The following is a 23,907-nucleotide window of genomic DNA, read 5'->3' as shown; positions in this document are numbered from 1 at the left end:
GTCAGCCCTCCGATCCGGCTTGCGGCATGGCCCGGACCGGGCCCTCGGGCCGGCCGCTGGCGATGATGCCCGGCATATCCGCCGCGACCGGCCCGTCCCTGAAGACGCGCATCATCATGGCGATGCCGGCCGAGAACATCACGACGTAAACGACGGTGTAGCCGAGCAGCGAAATCCCGACGTCCACGCCGGTTAGCGACGGCGACACCGAATCGGCGGTGCGCAGCTGGCCGTAGACCGTCCACGGCTGCCGGCCGACCTCGGTCGTCACCCACCCGGCGATCACGGCGACGAAGCCGACCGGGGCGGCGAGCGTGCAGAGCCGATGGTACCAGTCCGCGTCGTAGAGCCGGTCCCTGATCCTCAGCCACCAGCTCAGGACCACCACCAGCATCATCACCCCCCAGCACAGCAGCATGATGCGGAAGCCGAAGAAGGGAAAGGCGACCGGGGGGCGATCCTGAGGCGGAAAGTCTTTCAGGCCGTGCACCTCGCCGTTCACGTCATGGGTGAGGATCACGCTGCCGAGGTCGGGAATCGACACCTCGTACAGGTTCTTCTCGGCCGCGTCGTCGGGGATGGCGAACACCACCCAGGGCAGCCGCCGGCCGCCCTCCCAGATCGCCTCGATGCCGGCGAGCTTGGCCGGCTGGTATTTTACCGTGTCGAGGCCGTGCTGGTCGCCGATCATCGCTTGAAGCGGCACGAGGACGGTGAGCAGCCACAGCGTCATCGACAGCATGACGCGCGCTTCCTCGTAGAAGCGCCGGCGCAAGAGCCACCAGGACGCGACGCCGACGACGACGAAGCCGGTGGTGATGTAGACCGCAGTCACCACGTGGGCGAGCCGGTAGGGGAACGACGGGTTGAAGACGATCTCGAGCCAGTCCCTCGGCTCGAACCGCCCGTCGACCATCGCGTAGCCCGCCGGCGTCTGCATCCAGCTGTTGTTGGACAGGATCCAGAAGGTCGAGGCGAGCGTTCCCAGCGCCACCATCAGCGCGGAAAAGAAATGCGCCCAGGGCGGCAGAAGCTTTCGCCCGAACAGCAGCACCCCGAGGAAGCCGGCCTCGAGAAAGAAGGCGGTCAGGCCCTCGTAGCCGAGCAGCGGCGCGACGATGTCGGCGACGGCGTCGGAGTAGCGGCTCCAGTTGGTGCCGAACTGAAACGGCATGGTGACGCCCGACACCACGCCCATGCCGAATGAGATCGCGAAGATCTTGGTCCAGAACACCGAAACACGCAGGTAGACGGGATTCTTGGTGACGAGGTGCAGCCCCTCCATCAGGGCGATGAAGGAAGCGAGGCCGACGGTGAAGGCCGGCATCAGGAAATGCCACGCCACGACCCAGGCGAACTGGAGCCGCGACAGGATCAGCGGATCGAGATGCAAGAAACCAACCCCCTTCGCAGACAACCGCGTCGTCGCCGAGTGCACCTTAAGGGGGGATGACGACAAGTCCAATACGTTCTGCAGCCGGCGGAGCGCCGGGGCCGCGGCCCCCACCGTCGGAGGGTCGGATGCGGCCCCAAGGCTCGGCGCGGGGAGCAAGGCCGAAGCCGGGCCTGACGCCCGCGTCCGTGCGCAGGCTGTCACCGATTGCGCAACTCCCGCCGGCCGATCCGACCGACGCACGAAAAAAGGCCGCCCCGAAGAGCGGCCCCGGACGTTCGCCTTGCGGCGCGTCTTACGCGATCACGCCCGCCGGGCGGCTCCTGCGGTAGCCTACGAAGGCGAGCGCGGCGAAGCCTGCTCCCATCATCGCCCAGGTCGAGAGCTCGGGGACGACGGAAACGCTGAGCGCGGTGGCGTTCGCTTGAGTGGCGTTGACGTAGTTGCCGAACACCCCATCGGCTCCGGTTCCCGCCGGATCCGCCTCTCCGACAAGCGGGTCGAAGAAGAAGCCGGTATTCGGTGAGTAGCCGAGGCCGGCGAGAATTCCGCTGTAAGCTCCTGCGTAGCCAGAGATCGAAGCCGGTACAAAGGTCATGGATGCCGTGTCGTAGCCGAAGTACACGTAGTCGGAAGGATCGGTCAGCCCCTGAACGAACGAGAGGTCGTAGGTCGACCCTAGCACGCTCAACGAGAAGCCTTCGAGGTCGCCATAGCCCAATACGCCGCTCTTGGACGAATCGTAGGTGAACCACCCCGACGCCACCGTGTTGCTCGCGTCATCGAATGTGAACGTTTCTCGGACCGTCGCAGCGTTCGCCGCCGCTCCCGAGACCGCCAAAAGCGCGGCAGCCGTCACCATAATCGTCTTCATCAAAGCCTCCACAGTCTCTCGTCCCCCCAACGCGGGCGCCGCGGCAAATGTCGACGGCGTGCGCTCACGACGATTACATAACTTCCCCAACGTTACGTAACAAGCATGTTGATTGCCATTTTGCGACAATTTTGCGGATTTCCGAGTATCCCGCCGCATTTCAACGGCTGCGCACTGGCCCTGGGCTGGCGTCGCCGCAGCCTCGAGCTGGGCGGAGAGCGAAAGCGGACGGGCGAATGCGACCGCCGCCCGAGCGGCCCCGGAGACCGCGGCGTCCCCGCCGAAGCCGCCGCGCAAACGCAATTAAGCCCTATTGCCGGTTCAGCATGCTTTTTAAAGCACGAGAACAACGAACTTTCCCGAAGTGGAAGATGCTGGGCGGGCGCATGAGCACGGAGTGAGCGTCATGTGCGACTATTCGTTGGAAATGTATGGCTCCCGCCCCGCGCGCGAGGGCGAACTGTACGTCTCAACCCGTTTCCCCAGCGGTTCGGTCGGTTTCGCCGCCCCCGGCGATCCGAGGGTTCCGGTTTGCGTTCAGTGCGACACCAGGGTGGTGCTGACCGACGTTCCGGCGGCTATGCAGAAGACCTACGGCATCGGCCCCGAGGTCGAGACCGTGTTCGCCCAGCGTGAAACCGGCCTCTATCGCGACGGCCTGCGCCTGAAGGACGGGCGCTTCCTGTCGCTTCAGGACCTGCCGCCCGGCGTCGGCGCCTATGTCCCGAGCCTGCTCGAGCGCGGCCTGTCGAAGCGCGTCGAGAAGGGCGTCCGCCTCCCCGAGATCGTCTGACGCCACATCGGGCGTTTTCCTCCCGGCCTCGCTCCCGGCACAGGGAGCAGGGCCGGTTTCGTTTTTTCCGAGCGGTCGCCACGTGGCGGGCAGGCGTACGCGGGGTCAGATCTCGACGGGGACTTCCTCCCTGAATGACATGCGCGATTGGCTACATCGTTGTTTGCAGTGTAGTCAGGTTATAATTGCTGGAAAGAGCTGTCAGCATAGGTTTGCGAGCGCTAATCCTTTGTAACAGCAACCTTCGCTCGGCATATCTTCTCTCTGCTCAACCTGGACACTTGGCATACCTCGCCGGATCTGGTCCTTTGGCTGCGCGCGTTTCGCGCGCCCTTTTCCAGTTCTTACTGGTCAGAATTCGTTTCTGAAGTCATTGACGGGAGGTGCGCCATGCGTCCGACTGTTCTTTTCCCTCTGGCGTCTCTTGTCGGACTGATCGCGGCGACCCCGTCGACGTCGACCGAGGCCGGCTCCCGCTTCGCCCCACTCAAGCTGCCTGGCGCCGCTTCAGGGTTCAACGACCTCGACCAGATCGTCGGAACTTACGACGACGCGAACGGCGTTTCCCACGGGTATCTCTATTGGCACGGCAGGACTGTCGCCCTCGACGCGCCCCACGCCATGAGCACCTCGCTCGCGGGCGTCAACGATCTCGGCCAGATCGTCGGGACTTACGTGACGGCCGCTTGAATCACCCAAGGGTTTCTCGAGACGGGCGGTCATTTTGTCGACCTGACAGACCAGACACCTCCTCCTTCGACCCGATCTCGATCAACAATCGGGGCCAGATCGTCGGGCAGGCGGGCACCAATACTTACGCTCTCTATTCATTGGGACAATACACACTGTTTACTCATTCCATGTTCATGCTTTAGTGAGTTTGCCGATCTCACTAACTTTGATCAATATGTCGGTTTGAGTGTCGGCAACCGGGGCGGATCGGGTTTCATCTTGAACAAAGATGGCTCTTTTACACCTATAACCTGGAAGATTCCTTTGGGAATCAACGATCGAAGCCAAGTCGTCGGCTATTGTGCATATCATGGCTTTCTTGAGTGGAATGGCAATGACACCACCATCGACATCCCCGGCGCGTACGACACTGTTCTGACAAGAATCAACAATTCAGGCCAGATTTTGGGATACTACGACAATGCCGCGGGCGGAGCCGCCCAGACTTCATCGCCACCGATCCGCCCGCCGCGCCCGAGCTCTCGACCTGGGCGCTGTTCGGGATCGGCTTTGCCGCCCTCGGCGTCGCCGGATGTCTTGGCTCCCGGACGGCGGCGCCCGGCGCCGGCTGACGAAGGCCGCCGCAGTAGGCGACGATACGGCCGCGCGCGGCCGGATAGAAGTCGCCGGGCTTGCCCCGGGCCTCGCTGAGGAAGGCGGACCCCGGGGCCGATCATGCGCCCCCCTCCTCGCGCCGCGTCCTCCGAAACACCGGAGGCGAAGGACAGCGCCAGACGCACGAAAATGGCAATGTACCAGCGTTGGTGTACATGGTAAACTAACGCTGGGGAAGCGCGCAGCCTATCCGGGGTGGGCAGGACCGCGCCGTGTCAGGGGAAAGCCATGGTCGCGCATATTTTCACCCGTTACCTGGGCGATGTCGATCAAAGCGGCGACAACGCGTCCGACGTCAATCCATTCGATCAGACCAACGATCCGTTCGCCAGTCTCGACCCGTTCAGCATGGACGTGATGCATTCCGGTCCCGTTGCGGATTGGCTGGCGGGGCGACATGGGGAAGCCGCCGCCGGACCCGGGGCTTCCAGCGGGGGCCAAGAGGCGGCGACGAAAGCGAGCGACGACGACGCATCGAATGCGTCCAGCTCCCCATTGTCTTCGGCCAGTGCGTCGAAAGCTTCGTCCGCGGTCGTCCAGTCGTCCTCCGTCGTCACGTTGTCCTCCGGCAATACGACGCAGGTCGTGAGCACGGCCGGGAGCGGGATCGTGTTCGACAACACCTACACGGCGAGTTGCACGGCGAGCTTCGAAGCCTGCATCGTGGCCGCCGAGGACCAGATCGAGAGCCTGATCGCGCCATCGGGCAAGACCGCGCCCGACACGATCGTCGTCACCTTCCAAGAGGCGAACAGCGGAAACAACCATGTCGCCCTGGGCAACAACAGCGGCGGCTTCAGCGTCAGTTACGCGACGTTGCAGGCGGCGCTCAAGAAATACGCGCCGGGCGATGTCCTGCCAGCCACGGACCCGTCCAATGGCGCAAGCTGGTACGTTCCTTATGCCTATGGGCGGATGCTCGGCCTGACCTCGACCACGGGCGGCCCTGACCTCAGCGTGACGCTGAACAGCTTCTATTCCTGGACCTTCGGGCAGGACGTCGTCAACGGGCTCACCCACGAACTGTCGGAGGGCGGCCTCGGCCGCATCGGCGGTCTCGGCGGCACGGCCCCCACGACGCCCAGCAGTTCGAACGACAGCTGGAGCGTGATGGATCTTTTCCGCTACACGGCGGCGGGCAAGACCGACTACAGCAACGGCCGCGACGGGCAAACGACCTACTTCTCCTCCAATGGCGGCGCGACCCTGTCCGACCAGAACGACGCCGCCCAGGGCGAGCCCACCCTTTCGTACAACAATCAATACAATTCCAACGGGACCCAGGCCAACAAGGGCGACACCGCCGACTGGACCCAGACCCAGCTGTTCGGCGCGACCGGGACCGGCGAGACCCTCACCCTCACCCAGACCGAACTCGACGTCCTCGAGGCGCTCGGCTGGAAGATCTCGCTGAAGCAGGACGTCTTCACCGCCGGCCTCGGCGGATGGGAGACCGCCACGGACTGGAGCGCCGGCTCGACGCCGATCACCCCCCAGGACGCCTCCATCGGCGGCGCCAGCGGGGCCGCAATCGTGACGCTCAACGCGAACGTCACCATCAACAGCGTCGCAACCAGCGCCAACTCCGAACTCGCGATCGGAACCAGCCAGGCGTCGACGTTGATCGCCGTCCACGGAACGGTCCTGAATTCGGAAGATACATCGAGCGTCGCGAGCGGGAACCTCGGAAAGATCGGCGTCATCGTCGGTTCCGCGCTACAGATCGGCGGAACGTTCGACAACGCCGGAACGCTCGCGATCGGCACGGCTCCCTCCGGCAAGGGCGCGGGAACCAACGGTGATCTCTACATCGACGACACGTCGGGACCGGTCACGCTGAACGGAGGCGGAACGGTCGACCTGGGGCAGGCCGCCAACGCCGGCCAGAGCCTGATTCACACCACCGGCTCGATCCTGAACGCTCCCGGCACGTCCGGCGACGGCCTGATCAACGTCAACAACACCATAACCGGCGGCGGAACGATCACGCTCGGAAGGTTCGACAATCAGGCGAGCGGCAGGGTCCAGGCGAGTCAGGCGGGCGGCGCGGCGCTGCAGATCAGCGCGAGCACGTTCACGAACGAAGGCGTCATGACGGCCGAGTCGGGGGCGACTCTCGATCTCGGCAAGGCCGGCGCCACCGAAACGCTCACCGATACCGGAAACGGAACGACGACCGGCGCCGTCCTCGTCGACAGCGGCGCCCATCTGGCGATCAGCGGCAATCTCACCGCCGCCGGCTCCGGCGGCATCGCCCTGAAGGGCGCCGGCGCCGCCATCACCAGCGATGGGACGGGCGCGACGACGTTCACCAACGCCGGCACGATCGCGCTCGAGCCGTCGCTCGGTTCGCCAGGCGCCTATTCTGGCCAGATTGGCGACCAGGGCGTCCTCGGCGTCAACGACCTGACGTTCGTCAACGCCGGCACGACCTTCGCGACCGGATCGGGCAACACGCTGACGATCAACACCGGCGCAAAGACCATAACCAACAGTTCGGCCGGCAAGCTCGACGCCGAAAGCGGCGCGACCCTGGCGCTCGTCTCCAACGTCTCCAACAGCGGCGACATCCTCGCCGGCACGGGTTCGTCGAGTGCGTCCGGTGCGACGACCGGCGTGGTCGATCTCGGCGCGGACGGGGGCGTGGGCTCGATGAGCAACGCCGGGCTCGTCGCCGTCTACGCCGGCAGCGACCTTGCGATCAGCGGCGCCTACACGATTTCGGGCGGCGCAAGCGGCACGATCGGCCTGAAAGGCGCGGGGGCCGACATCACCAGCGACGGCAAGGGGCCGGCGACGTTCACCAACGCGAGCTCCATCCTGGCGACCGCGTCCGGGCAGATCGGCGATCAAGGCATAAAGACGTCGAACGATCTCACGTTCGTGAACAAGGGTTCCGTCACGGCCTCGGGCACCGGCGTGACGCTGACGATCAACACGGGCGGCGACGTGATCAACGACGGCGGCGGAACGCTCGAAGCCGAGAACGGCGCGACCCTGAAGATCATGTCCGCTGTCCATACCGCCCAGGGTGGACTGATCGAGGCGGCGTCCGGCGGAACGGTGATCCTCTCGGCCGGCGTCGCCAGCGGCGTCTCGGGCTCGTCGGCGCCCGGCGAGGTCGAGATCGCCGGCGGCGTCGTCGCCATGCAGGCCGGCGCGTCGGTCGGCGTGCCGATCCTGTTCACCGCCGGCGGAACGCTCGACCTGATCGCCAATACGGCGGTCACGGTCGGTGGATCGAACGGCGCGATCTCGGCCGCCACGGGCGACGCCGTCACGGTGGCGAGCGGGACCGGCGACACGATCACCGGGAGCGGCGACACGATCCACAACGGCAGCGGGACGGGAGTGACGATCAAGGGGACCGGCGACGTCGTGTACGCCGGCCTGAGCGATTCGCTGACCGACGGCGGCGCGTCGACCGTGTTCAAGATCAACGGGAACGTCGGCTCCCTCAAGATCGCCGGCGTCGCGAACGACCTGCACGGGGGCGTGATCGACCTCTTGAACGGGACGGGCGGCTATGCGACCGGCGCGGCGGCGTTCAACGCGCTGACGAGCGACGGTTCGGGCGGCAGCCTGCTGTCCCTCGGCGCCGACGGCTCGATTGACCTCGCGGGCGTGGCCAAGTCGAAACTCAGCGCGAGCAGTTTCCAGATCGGCTGATCGCCGGTTGAGCGCCCTCGGGCGCCGAGGCCCGAATCGGACGCCTGGGCCCGATCAATTCGGGTCCGGCGATCCAGCCCGCCCGCCGGATCGGCCGGCTGGCCCGAAAGACCTAGCGCATGCGGGAAAAGATGTCGCGCAACGGAGCGCCGCCCCAGGCGGAGGTGACGAAGTCGTTGTGGTCGATGCTTCCTGCGTCGACGAAGGCGATCGCGCCCGGCCCGAGCGACGCCGGCAGGTCGTTCTGCACCGTGAGCCCGGCCTGCTGAAGCTGCGCCTCGACCGCAAGGTTGCCGTCGCGTGAGGAGGTCGAATAGGCGCTGACGAAGAAGGCGTTGCGCCCCGGACCCTCGACCCAGCCGACGAACTTGTCCTTTTCGCCGTAGAGCGCGTCGAGCAGCACCAGCCCGCGCACCCGGCCCCCGTCGCCCCCGACGGAGAGGGAATAGGCCGCCGGCAGGTAGCCGCCGCTGTAGGCGACGATCACCACCGGCATCCGCCGGAAGGCGCCGCGCGCGGCCGGATAGAAGTCGCCGAGCTTGCCCTCGGCCTCGTTGAGAAAGGCGGCGAACCCGCCCGGCGACCAGAACTTCCCGGCGCTCGAATCGGGCGCGTCGTGGGCGAGCTGGGGCGCGACCAGCACGGCGTTCAACCCGGAATCGGCGAGCTGCCGGACGATCTGCTGGCGCGCGATCACGTCGCGCTCGAGCGTCGCCATGTTGCCGTGAAAGAAGACGACGATGGTTGCAGGCGCGTTGGGATCGAAATTTTGTGGCGCGGCGAGCAGCACCGTGCGGTCGTTGTAGGTCTGGTCCTCCCACAAAAGGCCGCCGCGGGGGCTCGAATGGCCGAGCCGGCCGTTGTCGTCGACGTCGAGGAACGGTCGGCTCTTGCCGGTCTCCTGGTAATTGGGGATCTGCCCGCGGTAGGGAAAGGCCGAGTTCTGGAAGGCGGCGAACTGAACGGCGGCGCCGTCGATCGTCGTGACGCCGGAACTTCCGGCCGGAGCCGGCCCGGGGGGCGCCGCAGGCGGGGGCGCGGCGCAGCTCGCGAGCATCAGCATGAGCCCGAGGCAGGCGACCGCGGCGCGGTTGTGCGACAGAAACGGACCGCGCATGAACGCATCCTCAACAATCCCTCGACGGGGTCGAAAGACATTTTCAAGTCCCGCTTACAAAACCGTGAAGGCGCCCGCGGTCAACGGCAAAAGCGCCCGCGCCGGACATGCGACGGTTCGCCCGGCGGCCCGACGGGTCATGGTTAACCGCCCGTTGACGCCCCGACGACCATAGTGCCGCCATCGAATTTGTTGGAGGGTTCCCGATGCGAAAAACGGCCCTGCTCGTGGCGATCGCGGCCGCTTCGATCGCCACGCCCGCGCTGGCTCAGGACAGGGGAACGCTCGACCCGAAACCCCTGCCCCCGCTCGCCGACCCGGCGGACCCGAAACTGCCGGCCAAGCAGGTTTTTGGCCGCGCGATGACGCCGCTCGAGGTCCAGACCCGATCGATCGGCTTCTATTCGCGCGGCTGCCTCGCCGGGGCCAAGGCGCTGCCGGTGGACGGCCAGTCGTGGCAGGTCGTTCGCCTCTCGCGCAACCGGATGTGGGGCCATCCGGCGATGATCGCCTTCCTCGAGCGGTTCTCGCGCAAGGCCAAGGCGGAGGGCGTCTGGAACGGCATTCTGGTCGGCGACATCTCGCAGCCGCGCGGCGGGCCGATGCTGACCGGCCACGCCTCGCATCAGATCGGCCTCGACGCCGACGTCTGGCTGACCCCGATGCCCGACCGCACGCTGTCGCGCGAGGAGCGCGAGGCGATGTCGGCGGTCGACATGGTGCGGGAGGACGGCCTCGCGGTCGACCGATCGCACTGGTCGGAGGCGCAGGCCGGCGTCATCAGGGCGGCGGCCGAGGAGCCCGAGGTCGAGCGCATCTTCGTCAACCCCGCGATCAAGAAGGCGCTGTGCGAAACCCACGCCGGCGAGCCCTGGATGACCAAGGTGCGCCCGTTTTGGGGCCACAACTACCACTTCCACATCCGTATCAAGTGCCCGGCGGACGATTCCGCCTGCGCGCCGCAGGACCCGGTTCCCCCGGGCGACGGCTGCGACAAGTCGCTCGCCTGGTGGTTCACCCGCGAAGCGCTGCACCCGGCCCCCGGAAAACCCCGCCCGCCGCTCACCTTGGCGCAACTCCCGCCGGAATGCAGGACGGTGGTGCTGGAGAAGTAGGCGAAGTGGGCGGTCGGCGAGTCCATCGGCCCAACGCCCGGCGGCAATTCGCCATTCGCCACCCGATCGCCTTACCGCCTACTCCCCCCTGCATCCTCTTCCTGGCGTCGACGACCCGACTTCCGTCATGAAGCCGAGCGTCAGGCCCCTCTTTCAGCGTCGGGTCGGTCGGCTTCCTTGCGAATGCCGGCCGCCGCGCGCGCCATCCGAATTCAGGCGACACGCGCACGTCTCGATGGACTCAATCGGACGAGACTCGCCCGCGAACCGGGCCGATCCGGCGCGTCCGCACGCCGTCGAAGGCGATCGCGGTCCCCCGCGCAGGGTCAGGTCGCGGGCGCCGCGGCGACGAACGGGACTCTTGCGTCCGGCGCCAGGATCACATAGGCGCGCCGCCAGGACTGGTCGTCGACCAGCCGCCAGAAGTGGCCCGTTCCCGCGGTGTCTTCGGCGAGCAGGACATCGCCCGGGCGGATGGTGAAGCGGCCGCCGCTCCGGGTCACGAACTCGAGCGTTCCGCTCAGCGTCAGCACGAGCTGGCGGACCGGGGCGTCATGCCAGGCGAAAGCGCCGCCGGCCTTGGTCTCGCGGAACGAAACGCCCGCGGCGCCCAGAACGGCGCTGAGACTGTCGCCCCTCTCGCCCCGCGACAGGTCGACGTGGCCGTCCTGGAAATGCGAATCTCCGTCCTCGGCGGTCCAGATGCGAACACAGCGAATCACGCGACTTGCCCCCGCGCACGCAATTTCCGCGCCGACAGGGCGCACTCGGCGTCGGCGGCGAAGTCTCGCCGGAAGCCGACGGATTGCCGCGTCACGCTAGCTTCGAAAGCCCCTGCGTTCAATGCCGTTCGCGGCGACCGGAATTCGACGCGACAGTCGGGATGGGCGAGGATCGCGGCGAGCGCCGGTTTCAACTCAGGCAATCTGGGACGGTCTGGACGAACCGCGCACTGGCGATGCGGTTCTGGTCGGGGGCCTGAACCGTCTCCATTTCCGAAGTATGCGCGTTGTTGCGACCAGGAACAACGCGTCGCTCTCTCGGAGAAATTCGATTTGACTTGCCGCTGCGCGCCCGCCGCAAGCGGCTCGCGGACGACGAGCGGCGGAATTCTTTTCCCGACACAGGAACAATTTTCACGCTCAAGGGTTGCTCGACGGTGGCGCAAGCCGGAAGAGGAGACGTGAGAATGAATAGAGACAGTCTGGAAGGGAATGTTCGTTCCGTGGCGGGTCAGGGCGAAAAGATGTTTGGCCAGGCCGTCGGCGACCGAACGACGACCGCTCAGGGCGTCGTCGACGACGTGGCTGGCAAGGCCCGGTCGGCTCTGGGAAGCGCTAAGGAAGCCGTCGGCGACGGCGCCGACGCGATTTCCGCGATCGATCTGTCCAGCCTGCGCGATGAGATCAGCAAGCTGGCGCAGAAGGTCTCCGATCTCGCACAGAATCAGATTTCCGCCGGCCGCGATCAGGTGGTGGGCGCGATGGGAGCGGCCGGCGACAGCCTGTCCCAGTCCGCCGCTCAGGCGCAAGACAAGTTCGTCGCCATCGAGGGCGACGTCGAGTCCCGGATCAAGAAGAACCCGTGGGCCGCGGTCGCGATCGCCGCGCTGATCGGCTTGCTGATCGGCAAGATGAGCTGACCGATGCGGTCGACGCCCGAACTGCTCCTCGACCTTCTGCGCCAGGTTCAGGCGTTGATGCGCGTCGAGCTTGCGCTGGCCCGTGTGGAAATCGACGAGCGGGCCCGCGGGATTCCGTCCAGCGTTGCGGCGGTCGCTGTCGGGGCCGTCCTGCTTGTGTTGAGCCTCGGTCTCGTCCTGGTCGGGGCCAGCCTGTCGCTGTTGCGTCTCGGCGTCCCTCTCGACCTGGCGTTTGTCCTTGTCGCGCTGGTTGCGATCGTGGTCAGCCTGCTCCTGCTGCGTTCGGGCCTCGGCGGGCTGAAACCGTCGCGCCTGATCCCCGCAAAGACCGTGTCGCAAGTCTCGTCGCTGTTCGGAGGACTGTAGCGTGGACGTGAAGGTCGCGACATCGCGCGAATACGAGGCGGACGCAAATCGATTGCGAGCCCAGATCGGCGCAACGATCGATGCGCTGAGCAGCCGGCTCACGCCGTCGCAGATGGCTTCCGAGGCGGCGTCGCGCCTGGGGATCGGCGAGCGCTCGTGGCCGGGCGCATTGGACGATGCGGTCAGACGGCATCCGGTTCCCACCGCGGTCATCGCACTGGGGATCGGGCTCTGGACGCTGTCGGCGCTGCGCAAACGGTCGGGGGGTGAAAACGTCGCCGCTCTTGCGTCGCCGCTACGGCAGTCGGCGAGTTCGATCGTCGATTCCGCGGCCAGCGTCTTCCGGCAACGAGCCGAAGCGAAACGGCGGCAGTTCGTCGACATCGCCCAGGCGCAAGTCGCGATTGGCGCCGCGAGGCTGGCTGACCGCTTCGAGAAAGAACTGGATACCGTCTTCGATCGCGTCGTACCCGATGGGGTGAGCGTTCGTCCGCTGATCGAATCCTCGATTCAGGTCGCCGTGGCGGCTGTGCTGGAGGGCCTGCTGCGGAAAGTTTCCCGCGCCTAGTTCGCTCCCCCGTTGCGAGAACCCCGGCGCCGCGCGCAGCCGACGCGCGCCGCGCCGGGGTCCGCCGAAACGGGCCGACCGCATCGCCATCGCGAGCCGACGGGTTTTTTCACGGCCCTGGATTTCGACGCCGGCGCCTCGGCGCTCGCCCTTGCCGCTACGGTGACGCGTTCCCTGTCGATATCGGCCGCTCCGGCGAGCATCGAACCGGGGGCCGGCGTGTTGCGGCGTTGTACCGACCGACGTTCGAGACATGCAGTTGCACAAACAGAGCAAAATCACGAAATAACCATAGTATTTCTTTGTCATTACTCAGATGTGAATAAAATTTCAAGCGGATTCATTTGTTAACAATCGTCATGACTTGACGGATCGATCCTCCTCGCCATATTGAATCTTGTAACCGCGCAGTGGCTTTGCGCGTGGCGACCTGCGTCGACCCTTGCACGCCGCAATTGAACTCGCGCCAAACCTGTCCGCCGCGGCGGGCCTTTTGTCCACGGAGTTCTGGTTTGACCGCCGACGCGACGTCTCTCGCGAAAATTCTCGATCTCGCCAACATCATCGTTCAGGAGCCGGGCGGCACGATCCTGTACTGGAGCTCGGGCTGCGAGCGGCTCTATGGCTGGAAACGCGACGAGGCGATGGGACAGACCCTGTACCGCCTCCTGAGAACGGATTACCCGGTCTCGCGCGAAGAGATCTTGCGGTCGTTGCGCGAGCGCGGCAATTGGGAAGGCGAGGTCGTCCACCACACGAAGTCCGGCTGGGCGCTGTCGATCCGGACGCTGTGCGTGGCGCGCAAGTCCGAAGACGGCGAACTGCAGTCCATTCTCCAGAACAACATCGACGTCACCGGGCTGAGGCGGGCGCAGGAGGACCTGTCGGATCGCGAGGCGCTGCTGCGCTCGATCCTCGACACGGTTCCGGAAGCCATGGTCATCATCGACGAGCGCGGGATCATCCAGTCGTTCAGCGCCGCCGCGGCGGCGCTGTTCGGCTACCGGCGCGACGAGGTGATCGGCGAGAACGTCAAGATCCTGATGCCGAACCCTTACGCCGCCGAACACGACGGCTACCTCGACAATTATCTGCGCACCGGCGAGAAGCGGATCATCGGCTATGGCCGGCTGGTCAAGGCGGTCACCAAGGATGGGGTGGTGTTTCCGATCGAACTGTCGGTCGGCGAAGCGCGCTCGAAGCACCGGCGCATGTTCACCGGCTTCGTGCGCGACCTGACCAGCCGCCAGAAGATGGAGGAGGAGCTCCGGCAGTCGCAGAAGATGGAGGCGGTCGGCCAGCTCACCGGCGGGGTGGCGCACGACTTCAACAACATCCTGACCGCGGTGATCGCCAACCTCGAACTGCTCGCCCCGCACCTGACCGATCCCGACCTGCGCGAGCTGGCGAGCGAAGCGCACGGGGCGGCGCGCGACGGCGCGAGACTCGCCGGGCAGCTCCTCGCCTTCGGCCGCCGCCAGCCGCTCCATGCCGAGCCGACCGACGTCTGCGCGCTGCTGACGAGCTTTTCGGCGCTGCTGCGCCGGACGCTCGGCGAGACGATCGAACTGCGGATCCATGTCCCCCCGGATGCGCTGATTGCGATGGTCGACAGCGCCCAGTTGCAGAACGCGCTGCTCAACCTCGCTCTCAACGCCCGCGACGCCATGCGCCGGGGCGGCGCGCTCACCATCGAAGTCGCGCCGGTGCGACTCGACGCCGACTACGCCCAGTCGTACCCCGAGGTCCGCACCGGCCGATATGGCCTGGTCACGATATCCGACAGCGGCTCGGGCATGTCGGAGGAAGTCCGGCGGCGCGCCTTCGAGCCGTTCTTCACCACCAAGCCGACCGGGGCCGGGACCGGGCTCGGCCTGAGCATGGTCTACGGCTTCGTCAAGCAATCGGGCGGGCACATTCAGATCTATAGCGAAGTCGGACGCGGCACGAGCGTGCGCCTGTATCTGCCGCTGGCCGAGGCCGGCGGCGCGGACGCGGCGGCGACGGGGGCGGACGTCCAGCCGGCGATCCTGCAGGCGGGATCCGAGACGATCCTTCTGGTCGAGGACGATCCGCGCCTGCGCCGAGTTCTGGGTCGACGGCTCAGGGGGCTCGGCTATCAGATCATCGAAGCCGACCACGGCGCCGCCGCGATGGCGGAGGTGGCCACGCGGTCCGACATCGCGCTGATCTTTACCGACATGGTCATGCCCGGCGGGATGACCGGGCTCGAACTCGCCGAGGCGGCGCTCGCGGTGCGCGCCGATCTCAAGATCCTGTTCACGTCTGGCTACGCGGAGCCGGCGATCGCGCGCCTCGGCCTGAAGAAGGGCGCCTGGCTGAAGAAGCCCTATACGGCCGACCAGCTCGCCGACAAAATCCGCGAGGTTTTGGAAGACTCCGCCCCGTGAGCGCCCGACGCCCGGCGCGAGCCCGCGCGTTGCTTCGATTGCCGGACGGCGAAGACCGCCCGGCGGCGGCTCGACCTGAACTCCCCCCGGAGCCGTTCGGCCGCCCGCGCCTTGACGGGGCCCGTTTCCCTGGAGGACAGCATGGCGTCGCAGGCATGCGCCGCCACCGCGGCACAGCCAAGCCGCGGCAAGAGCGTCGGCGTCCGGCGCGCACAGCGGCTCCTCGCCGGAGGGGAGCCCGTCTCGGCGCGCGACGTGGTCGGAGTCAGCGCCGGTTTCGCTAGACACGAGGTCGACACGGCGTCCGGCAGCCGCGTCCGGGGCGATAAAGACGCCCCGTCGGCGGGCTGCGTCGCCCGGCTGCTCTGGGGCGGCGAGCCGGGCCGGCGCCGGGCGGGCGGGTGGGAGGCGCGCCTGCGCAACGACGGGACCGAGCAGGGCGCCGCGCGTGGAAGCGGAGGACGGACTCATTCCGACCGGCCTTCGGCTTTTCGCAGCGCCGCGGCGACCGATGCCGATCTGGGGGTTTCGATCTCGTCGAGGGCGGCGAGGACCAAGGGCGTCAGGTCCGGACGGGCGCGCGCGGCGCGCGCGAGCAGAACGACGGCCTCGTCGTCCGCAATCCCGGCCAACGCTTCGACCACGCGACGCGACGGGCGTTCCCGCAGGAGGCGTTTCAAACGCCGAAGCGGCTCCGTTCGCTGCATTCGTCCCAGCGCGCACGCAGCCGCGGCCGCAGCTTCGGCGTCCGGGTCGTCCATCATCGCAATCAAGGTCGCCACGACTTCCAACCCTGCGCGAACGCACGCGCAGGCGGGCGCGCGCACGGCAGGATCGGGATGGCGCAGCAGCGCGAGCGCGACGTCGGCCGGAAAGACGACGCCGAGTTGCGCGGCGACGGAGGCCGCGACCGCCAGAGTCGGCCCTTGAACAACCCTCTTCGCAATCGCCTGGAGGACGGCCCGCGACGCCTCGGGGCCGCCGAGGGCGCCGAGCGCCTCGAGCGCAGCGGCCTGCTCGGGCACGCGAGCCTCGGCGCCGTAGCCGACGAAGCGGTTGCACAAGGCCGCGAGCGCCGGCGCGGCTGCGGCCAGCCTCCGTCTGCCGGCTTCCTGCGCCAGCGCGGGGGCGTCCGCGAGCGTCGCCTCGGGAATGGCGGCGATCAGGACTTCGTCCGGGAGGTCGCGCGGACCCGGCTGCGGCGATATCGCGGCGCAAGGCCCGGCGGACTTCGGCCGCGCGCCGAACAGGTCGAGTTGCAGGAAAGGGGATGTGGGCGCTCGGGCCATCGGGCGAAGCTCGGGTCAACCCGCAGGATGCGGGCGGAGGGCGAACCCGAGGCGCTTTGATCCGGGCGCGAATCGAACGTTTTCAAGGCTTTGCAGCGAAATTTCCGGGCGCATGTCACTCCCAACCCCGTCATTGCGAGGAGCAACCCCCGGGTCGAAGAGCCCGGGGGGACGAAGCAATCCATGCCGCCGCTTGCTTCCCGCGGAAAAAATAGCCCCGTCTTCTGCTCGCAACGAAGGGCGGCGGGCGACCAGAGGGCGCGACAGCGGCCCAGCGGCACTGGATCGCTTCGCTTCGCTCGCGATGACGGCGCTGTTCGCTGCCGGCTTGGGAGTTACGGGCGCATGGCGACTCCCGGGGGTGGGTGTTCGCGATGAGCCGGACAGGGCGCGCCCGGGTGGGGCGGCGTCCCGCCGCCCGGGACAGGCGCCCTCCCGTTGAGCGCCGCGATCGCAGCGCTTGCGGCCGGCTCGGGCGTTGCCGGCGCACGCAGCGCCCGGCTTGATCGGCCCGGCGACAAGCGGCGGAACGGCGGCCATCCTGCGGGCCGGCCGGCACAGGTCGGATCCGCGCGGTCGGGCGGAGGAGCCGACGGCGACGATGTCTGGAAAAGCGGCCATGGAGCGCCTTTCGGTGGGAACAGATAGAGTACAACGCACAAGGGCGCTTTGCAAGACATCGTTGCTTTCGGCCGGGGATGGTCGCGCCAAACATTCTTCCGGAATTAACTTACAGAAATAGCGTCAAAATCGACATTAACTTTATGTGAATGTGCGACCTGCGCTGCCATCCCGAAAACGCGCGAGGACATCAGGATGCCGGGGGGCGTCTTCATCAGCCATCGGCAAGAGGACTCGCCCGGCGCCGCCGGGGGCGGATCTCCGACCGCCTCGTGAGCCGGCCGGGGCGCGGGGCGGGGCTTTTCGACGTCGACGGCGTCGGCCCCGGAGTCGATTTCATCGCGGCGCTGGCGAACCGCGTCGGCGAGCGCGGCGCGCTCGTCGTCTTGGCGCCGGAAGGTGGCCGATCAGGGGTCGCAGACGCCAAGGGCGCTTTGGCGCGGCTTCGACGACAGGAGTCGCGATGCGGGCCTGTCCGCGACGCGGGAAGCGCCGCCGCCGGGAAACCGGCGGCGGACGCGTTCCCTCGCACCGACCGCCGGCCGTCCTGCAACCCCGTTGTGGGCCTTTACGCCCTCAGTACCGATACGTCTCCGGCTTGAACGGGCCGGTCTTCGACAGGCCGAGGTACTTGGCCTGCTCGTCCGACATCTTGGTCAGCTTGGCCCCGACCTTGGCGAGGTGGAGCGAGGCGACCTTTTCGTCCAGGTGCTTGGGCAGCGTATAGACCTGCTTGTCGTACTGGCCGGGCTTGGTGAAGAGCTCGATCTGGGCCAGCGTCTGATTGGTGAACGAGGCCGACATCACGAACGACGGGTGGCCGGTCGCGTTGCCGAGATTGACGAGCCGCCCCTCGGACAGAAGGATGATCTTCTTGCCGTCGGGGAACTCGATCTCGTCGACCTGCGGCTTGATGTTGTTCCACTTGTAGTTGCGCAGGGAGGCGACCTGGATCTCCGAGTCGAAGTGGCCGATGTTGCACACGATCGCCCGGTCGTGCATCGCGCGCATGTGGTCGAGCGTGATGACGTCGACGTTGCCGGTGGCGGTGACGAAGATGTCGGCGCGGGGCGCCGCGTCCTCCATCGTCACGACCTCGTAGCCTTCCATCGCCGCCTGGAGCGCGCAGATCGGATCGACCTCCGACACCATGACGCGGCAGCCGGCGTTGCGCAGCGAAGCCGCCGAGCCCTTGCCGACGTCGCCGAAGCCCGCGACCATCGCCACCTTGCCGGCCATCATCACGTCGGTGCCGCGGCGGATGCCGTCGACCAGCGATTCGCGGCAGCCGTAGAGATTGTCGAATTTCGACTTGGTGACGCTGTCGTTGACGTTGATCGCCGGCCACAGGAGCTTGCCCTCCTTGGCCATCAGATAGAGCCGGTGGACGCCCGTCGTCGTCTCCTCGGTCACGCCGCGGATCGCCTCGGCGTTCTTCTTGTACCAACCGGGGCTGCTCGCGAGCCGCGCCTTGATCGCGGCGAACAGCACCTCCTCTTCCTCGTTGGTCGCGTGATCGAGGAAGGCCGTGTCGCCCTGCTCGGCGCGCAGGCCGAGATGAATCAGCGCCGTCGCGTCGCCGCCGTCGTCGAGGATCATGTTCGGCGCGCCGCCGTCGGCCCACTCGAAGATGCGGTGGGTATAGTCCCAGTAGTCCTTGAGGCTCTCGCCCTTGACGGCGAACACCGGGGTGCCGCTGGCGGCGATCGCGGCGGCGGCGTGGTCCTGGGTCGAATAGATGTTGCACGAGGCCCAGCGGACGTCGGTGCCGAGCGCCTTCAGCGTCTCGATCAGGACGGCGGTCTGGATGGTCATGTGGAGCGAGCCCGCGACGCGCGCGCCCTTCAGCGGCTGCGAGGCGGCGTATTCGGCGCGGGTCGCCATCAGGCCCGGCATTTCGGTCTCGGCGATGGCGATTTCCTTGCGCCCGAAGGCGGCAAGGCCGATGTCGGCGACGGTGTAGTCGGCGGCTTTGGTCATTGCGTCCATGTCCCGGTTGTGGTCCGGCGTTCCCATATCAGCGGAAGCCGCATAGCGCAATAAACATATAAGCAAGTCTTTATATGGTTTTCAGGTCGCCGCGCTCAGGCCCGCGCGGCTCCTCTGCTCCCTCCCTCTACGTTGTCGATTTGTCGCATAATGTTTATCTGGGCGAAGGCCCACCGCGTGCTATAGCTCAGTCTGACAAATGCAAGAACCGCGCCGCGTGTCGAGGCGCGCGGGCGACGGCAGCGCAACGGCGGCAGGGGTTCGATGGCGCTTTCGGCCAAACTGACGATGCGGCAGGGTCAGACGATGGTTCTGACGCCGCAACTGCTTCAGGCGATCAAGCTGTTGCAGATGCCGAATATGGAGCTCGCCGCCTTCATCGAAAACGAACTGGCGAGCAATCCGCTTCTCGAACGCGCCGAAGACCATGACACGCGCGAGACCGAGCGCCTCGAGGGCGCGGCGGAAGCGCCGGCCGGCGAAGGTCCGGCCGAGCCCGGCGACTGGGCGTCCGACTCGCTCGACACCGATCCCGGCGCGATGGCGGCCAAACTGGGCACCGAAATCGAAAACGCGTTCGACGCCGACCTGACCGCGCCGTCGGCCGGACCCACGTCCGCGGACGCGCTCTCGGCGGGTTCGTGGGCCGGGGTCGGAGGCGGCGGACCGAATTCGGGCGATGCGCCCGATCTCGAGGCCTATGTCTCGGAGACGGCTTCCCTGCAGGAGCATCTCGAGCGCCAGGCCGGCGTCGTTCTCATCGACCCGGTCGATCGGATGATCGGCCGGGCCCTGATCGACGGACTCGATCAGGCCGGCTATTTTATCGGCTCGCTCGATGACATCGCCGAGCGGCTCGGGACGACCGGGCCCACCGTCGCGGCCGTGCTGGTCAAGATGCAGACGCTGGAGCCGACCGGCGTCTTCGCCCGCACCCTGGCGGAATGCCTCGAACTGCAGTTGCGCGAGCGCGACCGTTTCGACCCGGCGATGCAGGCGATGATCGCCAATCTGCCGGCGCTTGCGCGCCGCGACTTCGCCCTGCTGCGCAGGGTGTGCGGCGTCGACGACGAGGACCTCGCCGACATGATCGCGGAGATCCGGCGCCTCGAGCCCAAGCCCGGCCGGGCGTTCGGCGACCTGCCCGGCGCGCCCGCCATTCCCGACGTCTATGTGTTCGCCGCGCCCGACCGGAGCTGGCGAGTCGAACTCAACAGTCAGGCGCTGCCGCGCGTCCTGGTCAACGAGACCTATGCGGCCGTGATCCGGCGCGGCGCGGCGCGCGAGGAAGACAAGCAGTACGTCTCGACGCAACTCCAGTCGGCCAACTGGCTGACGAAAAGCCTCGAGCAGCGCGCCCGCACCATTCTCAATGTGGCGAGCGAGATCGTGCGGCGGCAAGACGCCTTTCTGGTCGAGGGGGTCTCCGCGCTGAGACCCTTGAACCTGAAGATGATCGGCGAGGCGATCGGCGTGCATGAATCGACCGTGTCGCGCGCGACCGCGCACAAGTTCATCCAGACGCCGCGGGGCCTGTTCGAGATGAAGTATTTCTTCACCGCCGCGATCGCCTCCGCCGATTCGGGCGAGTCCCATTCGGCCGAAGCGGTGCGGCAGCGCATCCGCCAGATGATCGACGAGGAGGACCCCGGCGACGTCCTCAGCGACGACAGCATCGTCGAGCGGCTGCGCAAGGTCGACATCGTGGTGGCCCGCCGCACGGTGGCGAAATACCGCGACAGCCTGAGGATCCCGTCCTCCGTCGAGCGCCGCAAGATGAAAATGTCGCCGGTCGGGTCGCCGCGGGCGCGCGGCGATTCCTTTCCGGCCGAGGCGTGAGCGTGGATTGTTTCTCCAAAACAACGGTTTGCGCCAGCGATTGACACGGCGGCGACAGACTCCTAACGCTAATTTCCGGAGGGGCCGGGCGGTGGACGAGCCCGCAGCGGGGCTGAACCGAAGGCGCGCCGCGAGGCGCGGGAAACGAGCGGCGATGAAGACCACACGAACTCGCCGGGATCACAAGGCCAGCAATCGATGACACTGAGAGTATCCGGTAAGAACCTCGACATCGGGGAATCTTTGCGTCAGCATGTCATGAGCAAAGTCGAAGGAATGGTCTCCCGCTACTTCACCGGCTCGGTCAGCGGCCACGTGGTGATCGCCCGCGAAGGGTCGGGTTACCGATCCGACTGCAGCCTGCGGCTGAGTTCGGGCGTGAGTCTTCACGCCGAAGGCCACGCTCATGAGCCCTATCCGTGTTTCGAGAACGCCGCCGACAAGATCGAGGGGCGGCTTCGCCGTTACAAGCAGCGAATCAAGGGCCGCTCCGGCGGCGCGGATGTCGTCGGCCAGACGCAAAGCCCGGTTACCGTGTCGAACTACGTGGTCGAGCAGCCGACCGACGACGTCGAGCCCGCCGAGGGTTTCAAACCCGCCGTGGTCGCGGAGGGGACGGAGGCGTTGAAGGCCATGTCGGTCGCATCGGCGGTCGCCGAACTCGACCTGACCGGCGCGCCGGTCGTCGTCTTCGCCCATGCCGGCAGCGGGCGGGTGAACATCGTTTATCGGCGCAGGGATGGAGCGATCGGTTGGCTCGACCCGCACTGACGGCGATCCATGGGGACAGGGACGGTCGCCGAAGCTCTAGGACGGACATGTCGCTATCCGAACTCATCAAACCGGACGCCGTCCTCCCCGCCTTGCGGGTGAACGGCAAGAAGCAGGCGCTCCAGGAGATGAGCGAGCGCGCCGCCGCCGTGTCGGGTCTGCCGTCCCGCGAAATCTTCGACGCGCTCCTGCAGCGGGAGCGGCTGGGCTCGACCGGCGTCGGCGACGGCGTCGCCATTCCGCACGGCAAGCTCGCCAAGTGCGAGCGGCTGTTCGGCGTCTTCGCCCGGCTCGAACGCCCGATCGACTTCGAAGCGCCCGACGGGCTGCAGGTGGACCTGATCTTCATGCTGGTCGCCCCCGAGTCCGCCGGCGCCGATCACCTCAAGGCGCTGGCCTCGATCGCCCGCCTGCTGCGCAACGGCGCCGTCGCCGCGCAGCTGCGTTCGACCCGCGACCCCGCGGCGCTGTATGCGCTGCTGACCATGGGACCGGCGTCCAACGCCGCCTGACACATTCGGAGAACCAGAGGTGAAAGCTCGCGTCGTCGTCACGCTGAAGACCGGGGTGCTCGATCCGCAAGGCAAGGCGATCGAAGGCGCGTTGCGGTCGCTTTCGATCGCCGGGATCGGGTCCGTCCGGCAGGGCAAGGTGTTCGACGTCGAGATCGACGGCGAGGACCGCGACAGCGCCCGCAAGACGCTGAACGAGGCGTGCGAGCGCCTTCTCGCCAACACCATCGTCGAGAACTACTCGGTCGAGATCGCCTGAGCCCGATGAAGTCCGCGGTCATTCTCTTTCCCGGCTCCAATCGCGAACAGGACGCGGCCCGGGCGCTGCGGGCCGCCTCCGGCGCCGCGCCTGCGATCGTGTGGCACGCCGAGCCCGACCTGCCGCCGGGAACCGACCTCGTCGTCCTGCCCGGCGGCTTCTCCTACGGCGACTATCTGCGCTGCGGCGCAATCGCGGCGCGGTCGCCGGCCATGCGCGCGGTCGCCCGTCACGCCGAGCGCGGCGGACTGGTGCTCGGCATCTGCAACGGCTTCCAGATCCTGTGCGAGGCGGGGCTCCTGCCCGGCGTCCTGATGCGCAACGCCAACCGCCGCTTCCTGTGCCGGATGCAGCATGTGCGGGTCGAGAACGCCGGCACGCCGTTCACCCGTGGCTACGCCGAAGGCCAGGTGGCGCGGTTCGCCATCGCGCACGGCGAAGGCAATTTCGAAGCCGACGACGCGACGATCGAAGCGATCGAAGACGCCGGCCAGATCGCGTTCCGCTATTGCGACGCATCGGGCCGCGTCGACCAAGCGGCCAATCCGAACGGATCGCAACGCAACATCGCCGGCGTGTTCAACAGCCGGTTCAACGTGCTCGGGCTGATGCCGCACCCGGAGAACCTGATCGATCCGCTCGTCGGCGGGATCGACGGCCGGCCCCTGTTCGAGGCCCTGGCGGGTTGAAGCCGCCGCTCATCCACAGGATTTTTCGTCCCCGCCGCGAAATCTTCGAGGACGGCGGCGACTTGTCATCGTGCGTCAACGTTGGCCGCGCACTGTCGGCCGCTCGACGTCACATTCCGAATCGACTGAGGTGGGCGATGGATCATGGCTGACTCGCTGGACAGGCTGTTCGCCGCTGTGCTGGAAGCGCGCGACCGCAATCCGTCGGTGTCGCGCACCTCGAAGCTGTTCCGCGACGGCGTGCAGAAGATGGCCAAGAAGCTGGTCGAGGAGGCGATCGAGGTCGGTCTCGACGCCGTCCAGATGAACCGCGAGTCCGTCGTCCTCGAGAGCGCCGACATGCTCTACCACCTCGCCGTCATCTGGGCGGAATCCGGCGTGACGCCCGGCGAGGTCATGGGCGAACTCGACCGGCGCGAGCGGACCTACGGCATCGCCGAGAAACTGCCCAAACACGCCGGGGCGGCCCAGCTCCGGCGCATGAGTCAGCTCGGACCCCGCCGAAAAGCCGTCTCCTGACGCCCCGCCCGCGTCTCCCGACACCGCGCGCGCCGAGCCCCGCGGTCGCGGGCGTCGACGCGGCCCTTCGAGCCCCGCGGCGACGCGAGCGGCCTCGCCGCGGAGGTCGAGGCGCGCCCGCTCG

At 67.2% G+C, this 23,907-nt stretch carries 20 protein-coding genes; 14 read left to right on the top strand and 6 right to left on the bottom strand.

All coding sequences use genetic code 11. From position 1 onward, the window contains the following. Position 1 precedes the first annotated feature (1 nt). A complete protein-coding gene (locus tag DFR50_RS07175) occupies positions 2-1,393 on the bottom strand; it encodes a cytochrome ubiquinol oxidase subunit I (protein ID WP_113888514.1) in 1,392 nt (463 codons plus the stop codon). A 295-nt stretch (positions 1,394-1,688) separates the two neighbouring features. Then, positions 1,689-2,267 carry a hypothetical protein gene (locus DFR50_RS07170; protein WP_113888513.1) on the bottom strand — a complete coding sequence of 193 codons (579 nt, stop codon included), beginning with the start codon at positions 2,265-2,267 and terminating at the stop codon, positions 1,689-1,691. Positions 2,268-2,673: 406 nt separating this feature from the next. Here DFR50_RS07170 and DFR50_RS07165 point away from each other — a divergent pair, with 406 nt between their 5' ends. The 3 genes from DFR50_RS07165 (at position 2,674) to DFR50_RS07155 (ending at position 8,076) form a co-directional block, all read left to right on the top strand. After that, positions 2,674-3,060, top strand: coding sequence for a hypothetical protein (locus DFR50_RS07165; RefSeq protein WP_113888512.1), 387 nt, complete (start codon positions 2,674-2,676; stop codon positions 3,058-3,060). 390 nt (positions 3,061-3,450) lie between these two features. Next, positions 3,451-3,750 carry a hypothetical protein gene (locus tag DFR50_RS07160; RefSeq protein ID WP_113888511.1) on the top strand — a complete coding sequence of 100 codons (300 nt, stop codon included), beginning with the start codon at positions 3,451-3,453 and terminating at the stop codon, positions 3,748-3,750. An 885-nt stretch (positions 3,751-4,635) separates the two neighbouring features. Then, positions 4,636-8,076 carry a hypothetical protein gene (locus DFR50_RS07155; RefSeq protein ID WP_113888510.1) on the top strand — a complete coding sequence of 1,147 codons (3,441 nt, stop codon included), beginning with the start codon at positions 4,636-4,638 and terminating at the stop codon, positions 8,074-8,076. A 112-nt stretch (positions 8,077-8,188) separates the two neighbouring features. Here the strand turns inward: DFR50_RS07155 and DFR50_RS07150 are convergent, their stop codons facing one another. Further along, the gene (locus DFR50_RS07150) at positions 8,189-9,193 is read right to left on the bottom strand and encodes an alpha/beta hydrolase (RefSeq protein WP_113888509.1); all 1,005 of its coding nucleotides are present in this window, start codon (positions 9,191-9,193) and stop codon (positions 8,189-8,191) included. Between the two features lie 206 nt (positions 9,194-9,399). Between DFR50_RS07150 and mepA the strand changes: the two genes are divergently transcribed. After that, positions 9,400-10,308 carry a penicillin-insensitive murein endopeptidase gene (gene mepA / locus DFR50_RS07145; RefSeq protein WP_113888508.1) on the top strand — a complete coding sequence of 303 codons (909 nt, stop codon included), beginning with the start codon at positions 9,400-9,402 and terminating at the stop codon, positions 10,306-10,308. Between the two features lie 326 nt (positions 10,309-10,634). Here the strand turns inward: mepA and DFR50_RS07140 are convergent, their stop codons facing one another. Beyond that, positions 10,635-11,030, bottom strand: a complete 396-nt coding sequence (locus tag DFR50_RS07140; RefSeq protein WP_113888507.1) for a cupin domain-containing protein — start codon at positions 11,028-11,030, stop codon at positions 10,635-10,637. 338 nt (positions 11,031-11,368) lie between these two features. On the opposite strand from DFR50_RS07140, the gene DFR50_RS07135 reads away from it, so the two are divergent. The 4 genes from DFR50_RS07135 (at position 11,369) to DFR50_RS07120 (ending at position 15,295) form a co-directional block, all read left to right on the top strand. Further along, positions 11,369-11,950 (top strand): DUF883 family protein, encoded by a 582-nt coding sequence (locus DFR50_RS07135; protein ID WP_113888506.1) that lies wholly within the window; start codon positions 11,369-11,371, stop codon positions 11,948-11,950. Between the two features lie 3 nt (positions 11,951-11,953). Beyond that, entirely contained in the window at positions 11,954-12,316 is a 363-nt protein-coding gene (locus DFR50_RS07130; protein WP_113888505.1) for a phage holin family protein, read from the top strand. A 1-nt stretch (position 12,317) separates the two neighbouring features. After that, positions 12,318-12,884, top strand: coding sequence for a DUF3618 domain-containing protein (locus tag DFR50_RS07125; RefSeq protein ID WP_113888504.1), 567 nt, complete (start codon positions 12,318-12,320; stop codon positions 12,882-12,884). Between the two features lie 512 nt (positions 12,885-13,396). Then, entirely contained in the window at positions 13,397-15,295 is a 1,899-nt protein-coding gene (locus DFR50_RS07120) for a hybrid sensor histidine kinase/response regulator (protein WP_245427409.1), read from the top strand. Positions 15,296-15,762: 467 nt separating this feature from the next. Here DFR50_RS07120 and DFR50_RS07115 read toward each other — a convergent pair whose 3' ends face one another. Both DFR50_RS07115 and ahcY read right to left on the bottom strand, forming a co-directional pair. Next, positions 15,763-16,584, bottom strand: coding sequence for a HEAT repeat domain-containing protein (locus DFR50_RS07115; protein WP_113888503.1), 822 nt, complete (start codon positions 16,582-16,584; stop codon positions 15,763-15,765). A gap of 1,197 nt (positions 16,585-17,781) precedes the next feature. Then, complete coding sequence (gene ahcY, locus DFR50_RS07110) at positions 17,782-19,185, bottom strand: adenosylhomocysteinase (RefSeq protein WP_113888567.1); 1,404 nt, start codon at positions 19,183-19,185, stop codon at positions 17,782-17,784. Between the two features lie 273 nt (positions 19,186-19,458). Between ahcY and rpoN the strand changes: the two genes are divergently transcribed. The 6 genes from rpoN (at position 19,459) to hisE (ending at position 23,783) form a co-directional block, all read left to right on the top strand. Next, entirely contained in the window at positions 19,459-21,033 is a 1,575-nt protein-coding gene (gene rpoN / locus DFR50_RS07105; protein WP_113888502.1) for an RNA polymerase factor sigma-54, read from the top strand. Positions 21,034-21,231: 198 nt separating this feature from the next. Continuing rightward, positions 21,232-21,804: a ribosome hibernation-promoting factor, HPF/YfiA family gene (gene hpf / locus DFR50_RS07100; RefSeq protein WP_113888501.1), complete on the top strand. Its 573-nt coding sequence runs from the start codon at positions 21,232-21,234 to the stop codon at positions 21,802-21,804. A 47-nt stretch (positions 21,805-21,851) separates the two neighbouring features. Then, positions 21,852-22,316, top strand: a complete 465-nt coding sequence (gene ptsN / locus DFR50_RS07095; protein ID WP_113888500.1) for a PTS IIA-like nitrogen regulatory protein PtsN — start codon at positions 21,852-21,854, stop codon at positions 22,314-22,316. A gap of 19 nt (positions 22,317-22,335) precedes the next feature. Further along, the gene (gene purS, locus DFR50_RS07090) at positions 22,336-22,575 is read left to right on the top strand and encodes a phosphoribosylformylglycinamidine synthase subunit PurS (protein WP_113888499.1); all 240 of its coding nucleotides are present in this window, start codon (positions 22,336-22,338) and stop codon (positions 22,573-22,575) included. A gap of 5 nt (positions 22,576-22,580) precedes the next feature. Continuing rightward, positions 22,581-23,264 (top strand): phosphoribosylformylglycinamidine synthase subunit PurQ, encoded by a 684-nt coding sequence (gene purQ, locus DFR50_RS07085; RefSeq protein WP_113888498.1) that lies wholly within the window; start codon positions 22,581-22,583, stop codon positions 23,262-23,264. A gap of 144 nt (positions 23,265-23,408) precedes the next feature. Next, positions 23,409-23,783 carry a phosphoribosyl-ATP diphosphatase gene (gene hisE / locus DFR50_RS07080; protein WP_113888497.1) on the top strand — a complete coding sequence of 125 codons (375 nt, stop codon included), beginning with the start codon at positions 23,409-23,411 and terminating at the stop codon, positions 23,781-23,783. The last annotated feature ends 124 nt before the right edge of the window (positions 23,784-23,907 follow it).

It is taken from the genome of Roseiarcus fermentans (assembly GCF_003315135.1).
Lineage (GTDB): Bacteria > Pseudomonadota > Alphaproteobacteria > Rhizobiales > Beijerinckiaceae > Roseiarcus > Roseiarcus fermentans.
The sequence above is the reverse complement of the archived record's forward strand: the minus strand, read 5'-3'. Positions and strand labels throughout refer to the sequence as shown.

Excerpts from the sequence above, each read along its gene's own strand:
- DFR50_RS07115 (WP_113888503.1), bottom strand. The coding sequence starts at position 16,584 with ATGGCCCGAGCGCCCACATCCCCTTTCCTGCAACTCGACCTGTTCGGC.
- rpoN (WP_113888502.1), top strand. The coding sequence starts at position 19,459 with ATGGCGCTTTCGGCCAAACTGACGATGCGGCAGGGTCAGACGATGGTT.
- mepA (WP_113888508.1), top strand. The coding sequence starts at position 9,400 with ATGCGAAAAACGGCCCTGCTCGTGGCGATCGCGGCCGCTTCGATCGCC.
- hisE (WP_113888497.1), top strand. The coding sequence starts at position 23,409 with ATGGCTGACTCGCTGGACAGGCTGTTCGCCGCTGTGCTGGAAGCGCGC.
- DFR50_RS07130 (WP_113888505.1), top strand. The coding sequence starts at position 11,954 with ATGCGGTCGACGCCCGAACTGCTCCTCGACCTTCTGCGCCAGGTTCAG.
- ahcY (WP_113888567.1), bottom strand. The coding sequence starts at position 19,185 with ATGACCAAAGCCGCCGACTACACCGTCGCCGACATCGGCCTTGCCGCC.
- DFR50_RS07170 (WP_113888513.1), bottom strand. The coding sequence starts at position 2,267 with ATGAAGACGATTATGGTGACGGCTGCCGCGCTTTTGGCGGTCTCGGGA.
- DFR50_RS07150 (WP_113888509.1), bottom strand. The coding sequence starts at position 9,193 with ATGCGCGGTCCGTTTCTGTCGCACAACCGCGCCGCGGTCGCCTGCCTC.
- purQ (WP_113888498.1), top strand. The coding sequence starts at position 22,581 with ATGAAGTCCGCGGTCATTCTCTTTCCCGGCTCCAATCGCGAACAGGAC.
- hpf (WP_113888501.1), top strand. The coding sequence starts at position 21,232 with ATGACACTGAGAGTATCCGGTAAGAACCTCGACATCGGGGAATCTTTG.
- DFR50_RS07165 (WP_113888512.1), top strand. The coding sequence starts at position 2,674 with ATGTGCGACTATTCGTTGGAAATGTATGGCTCCCGCCCCGCGCGCGAG.
- DFR50_RS07160 (WP_113888511.1), top strand. The coding sequence starts at position 3,451 with ATGCGTCCGACTGTTCTTTTCCCTCTGGCGTCTCTTGTCGGACTGATC.
- DFR50_RS07155 (WP_113888510.1), top strand. The coding sequence starts at position 4,636 with ATGGTCGCGCATATTTTCACCCGTTACCTGGGCGATGTCGATCAAAGC.
- ptsN (WP_113888500.1), top strand. The coding sequence starts at position 21,852 with ATGTCGCTATCCGAACTCATCAAACCGGACGCCGTCCTCCCCGCCTTG.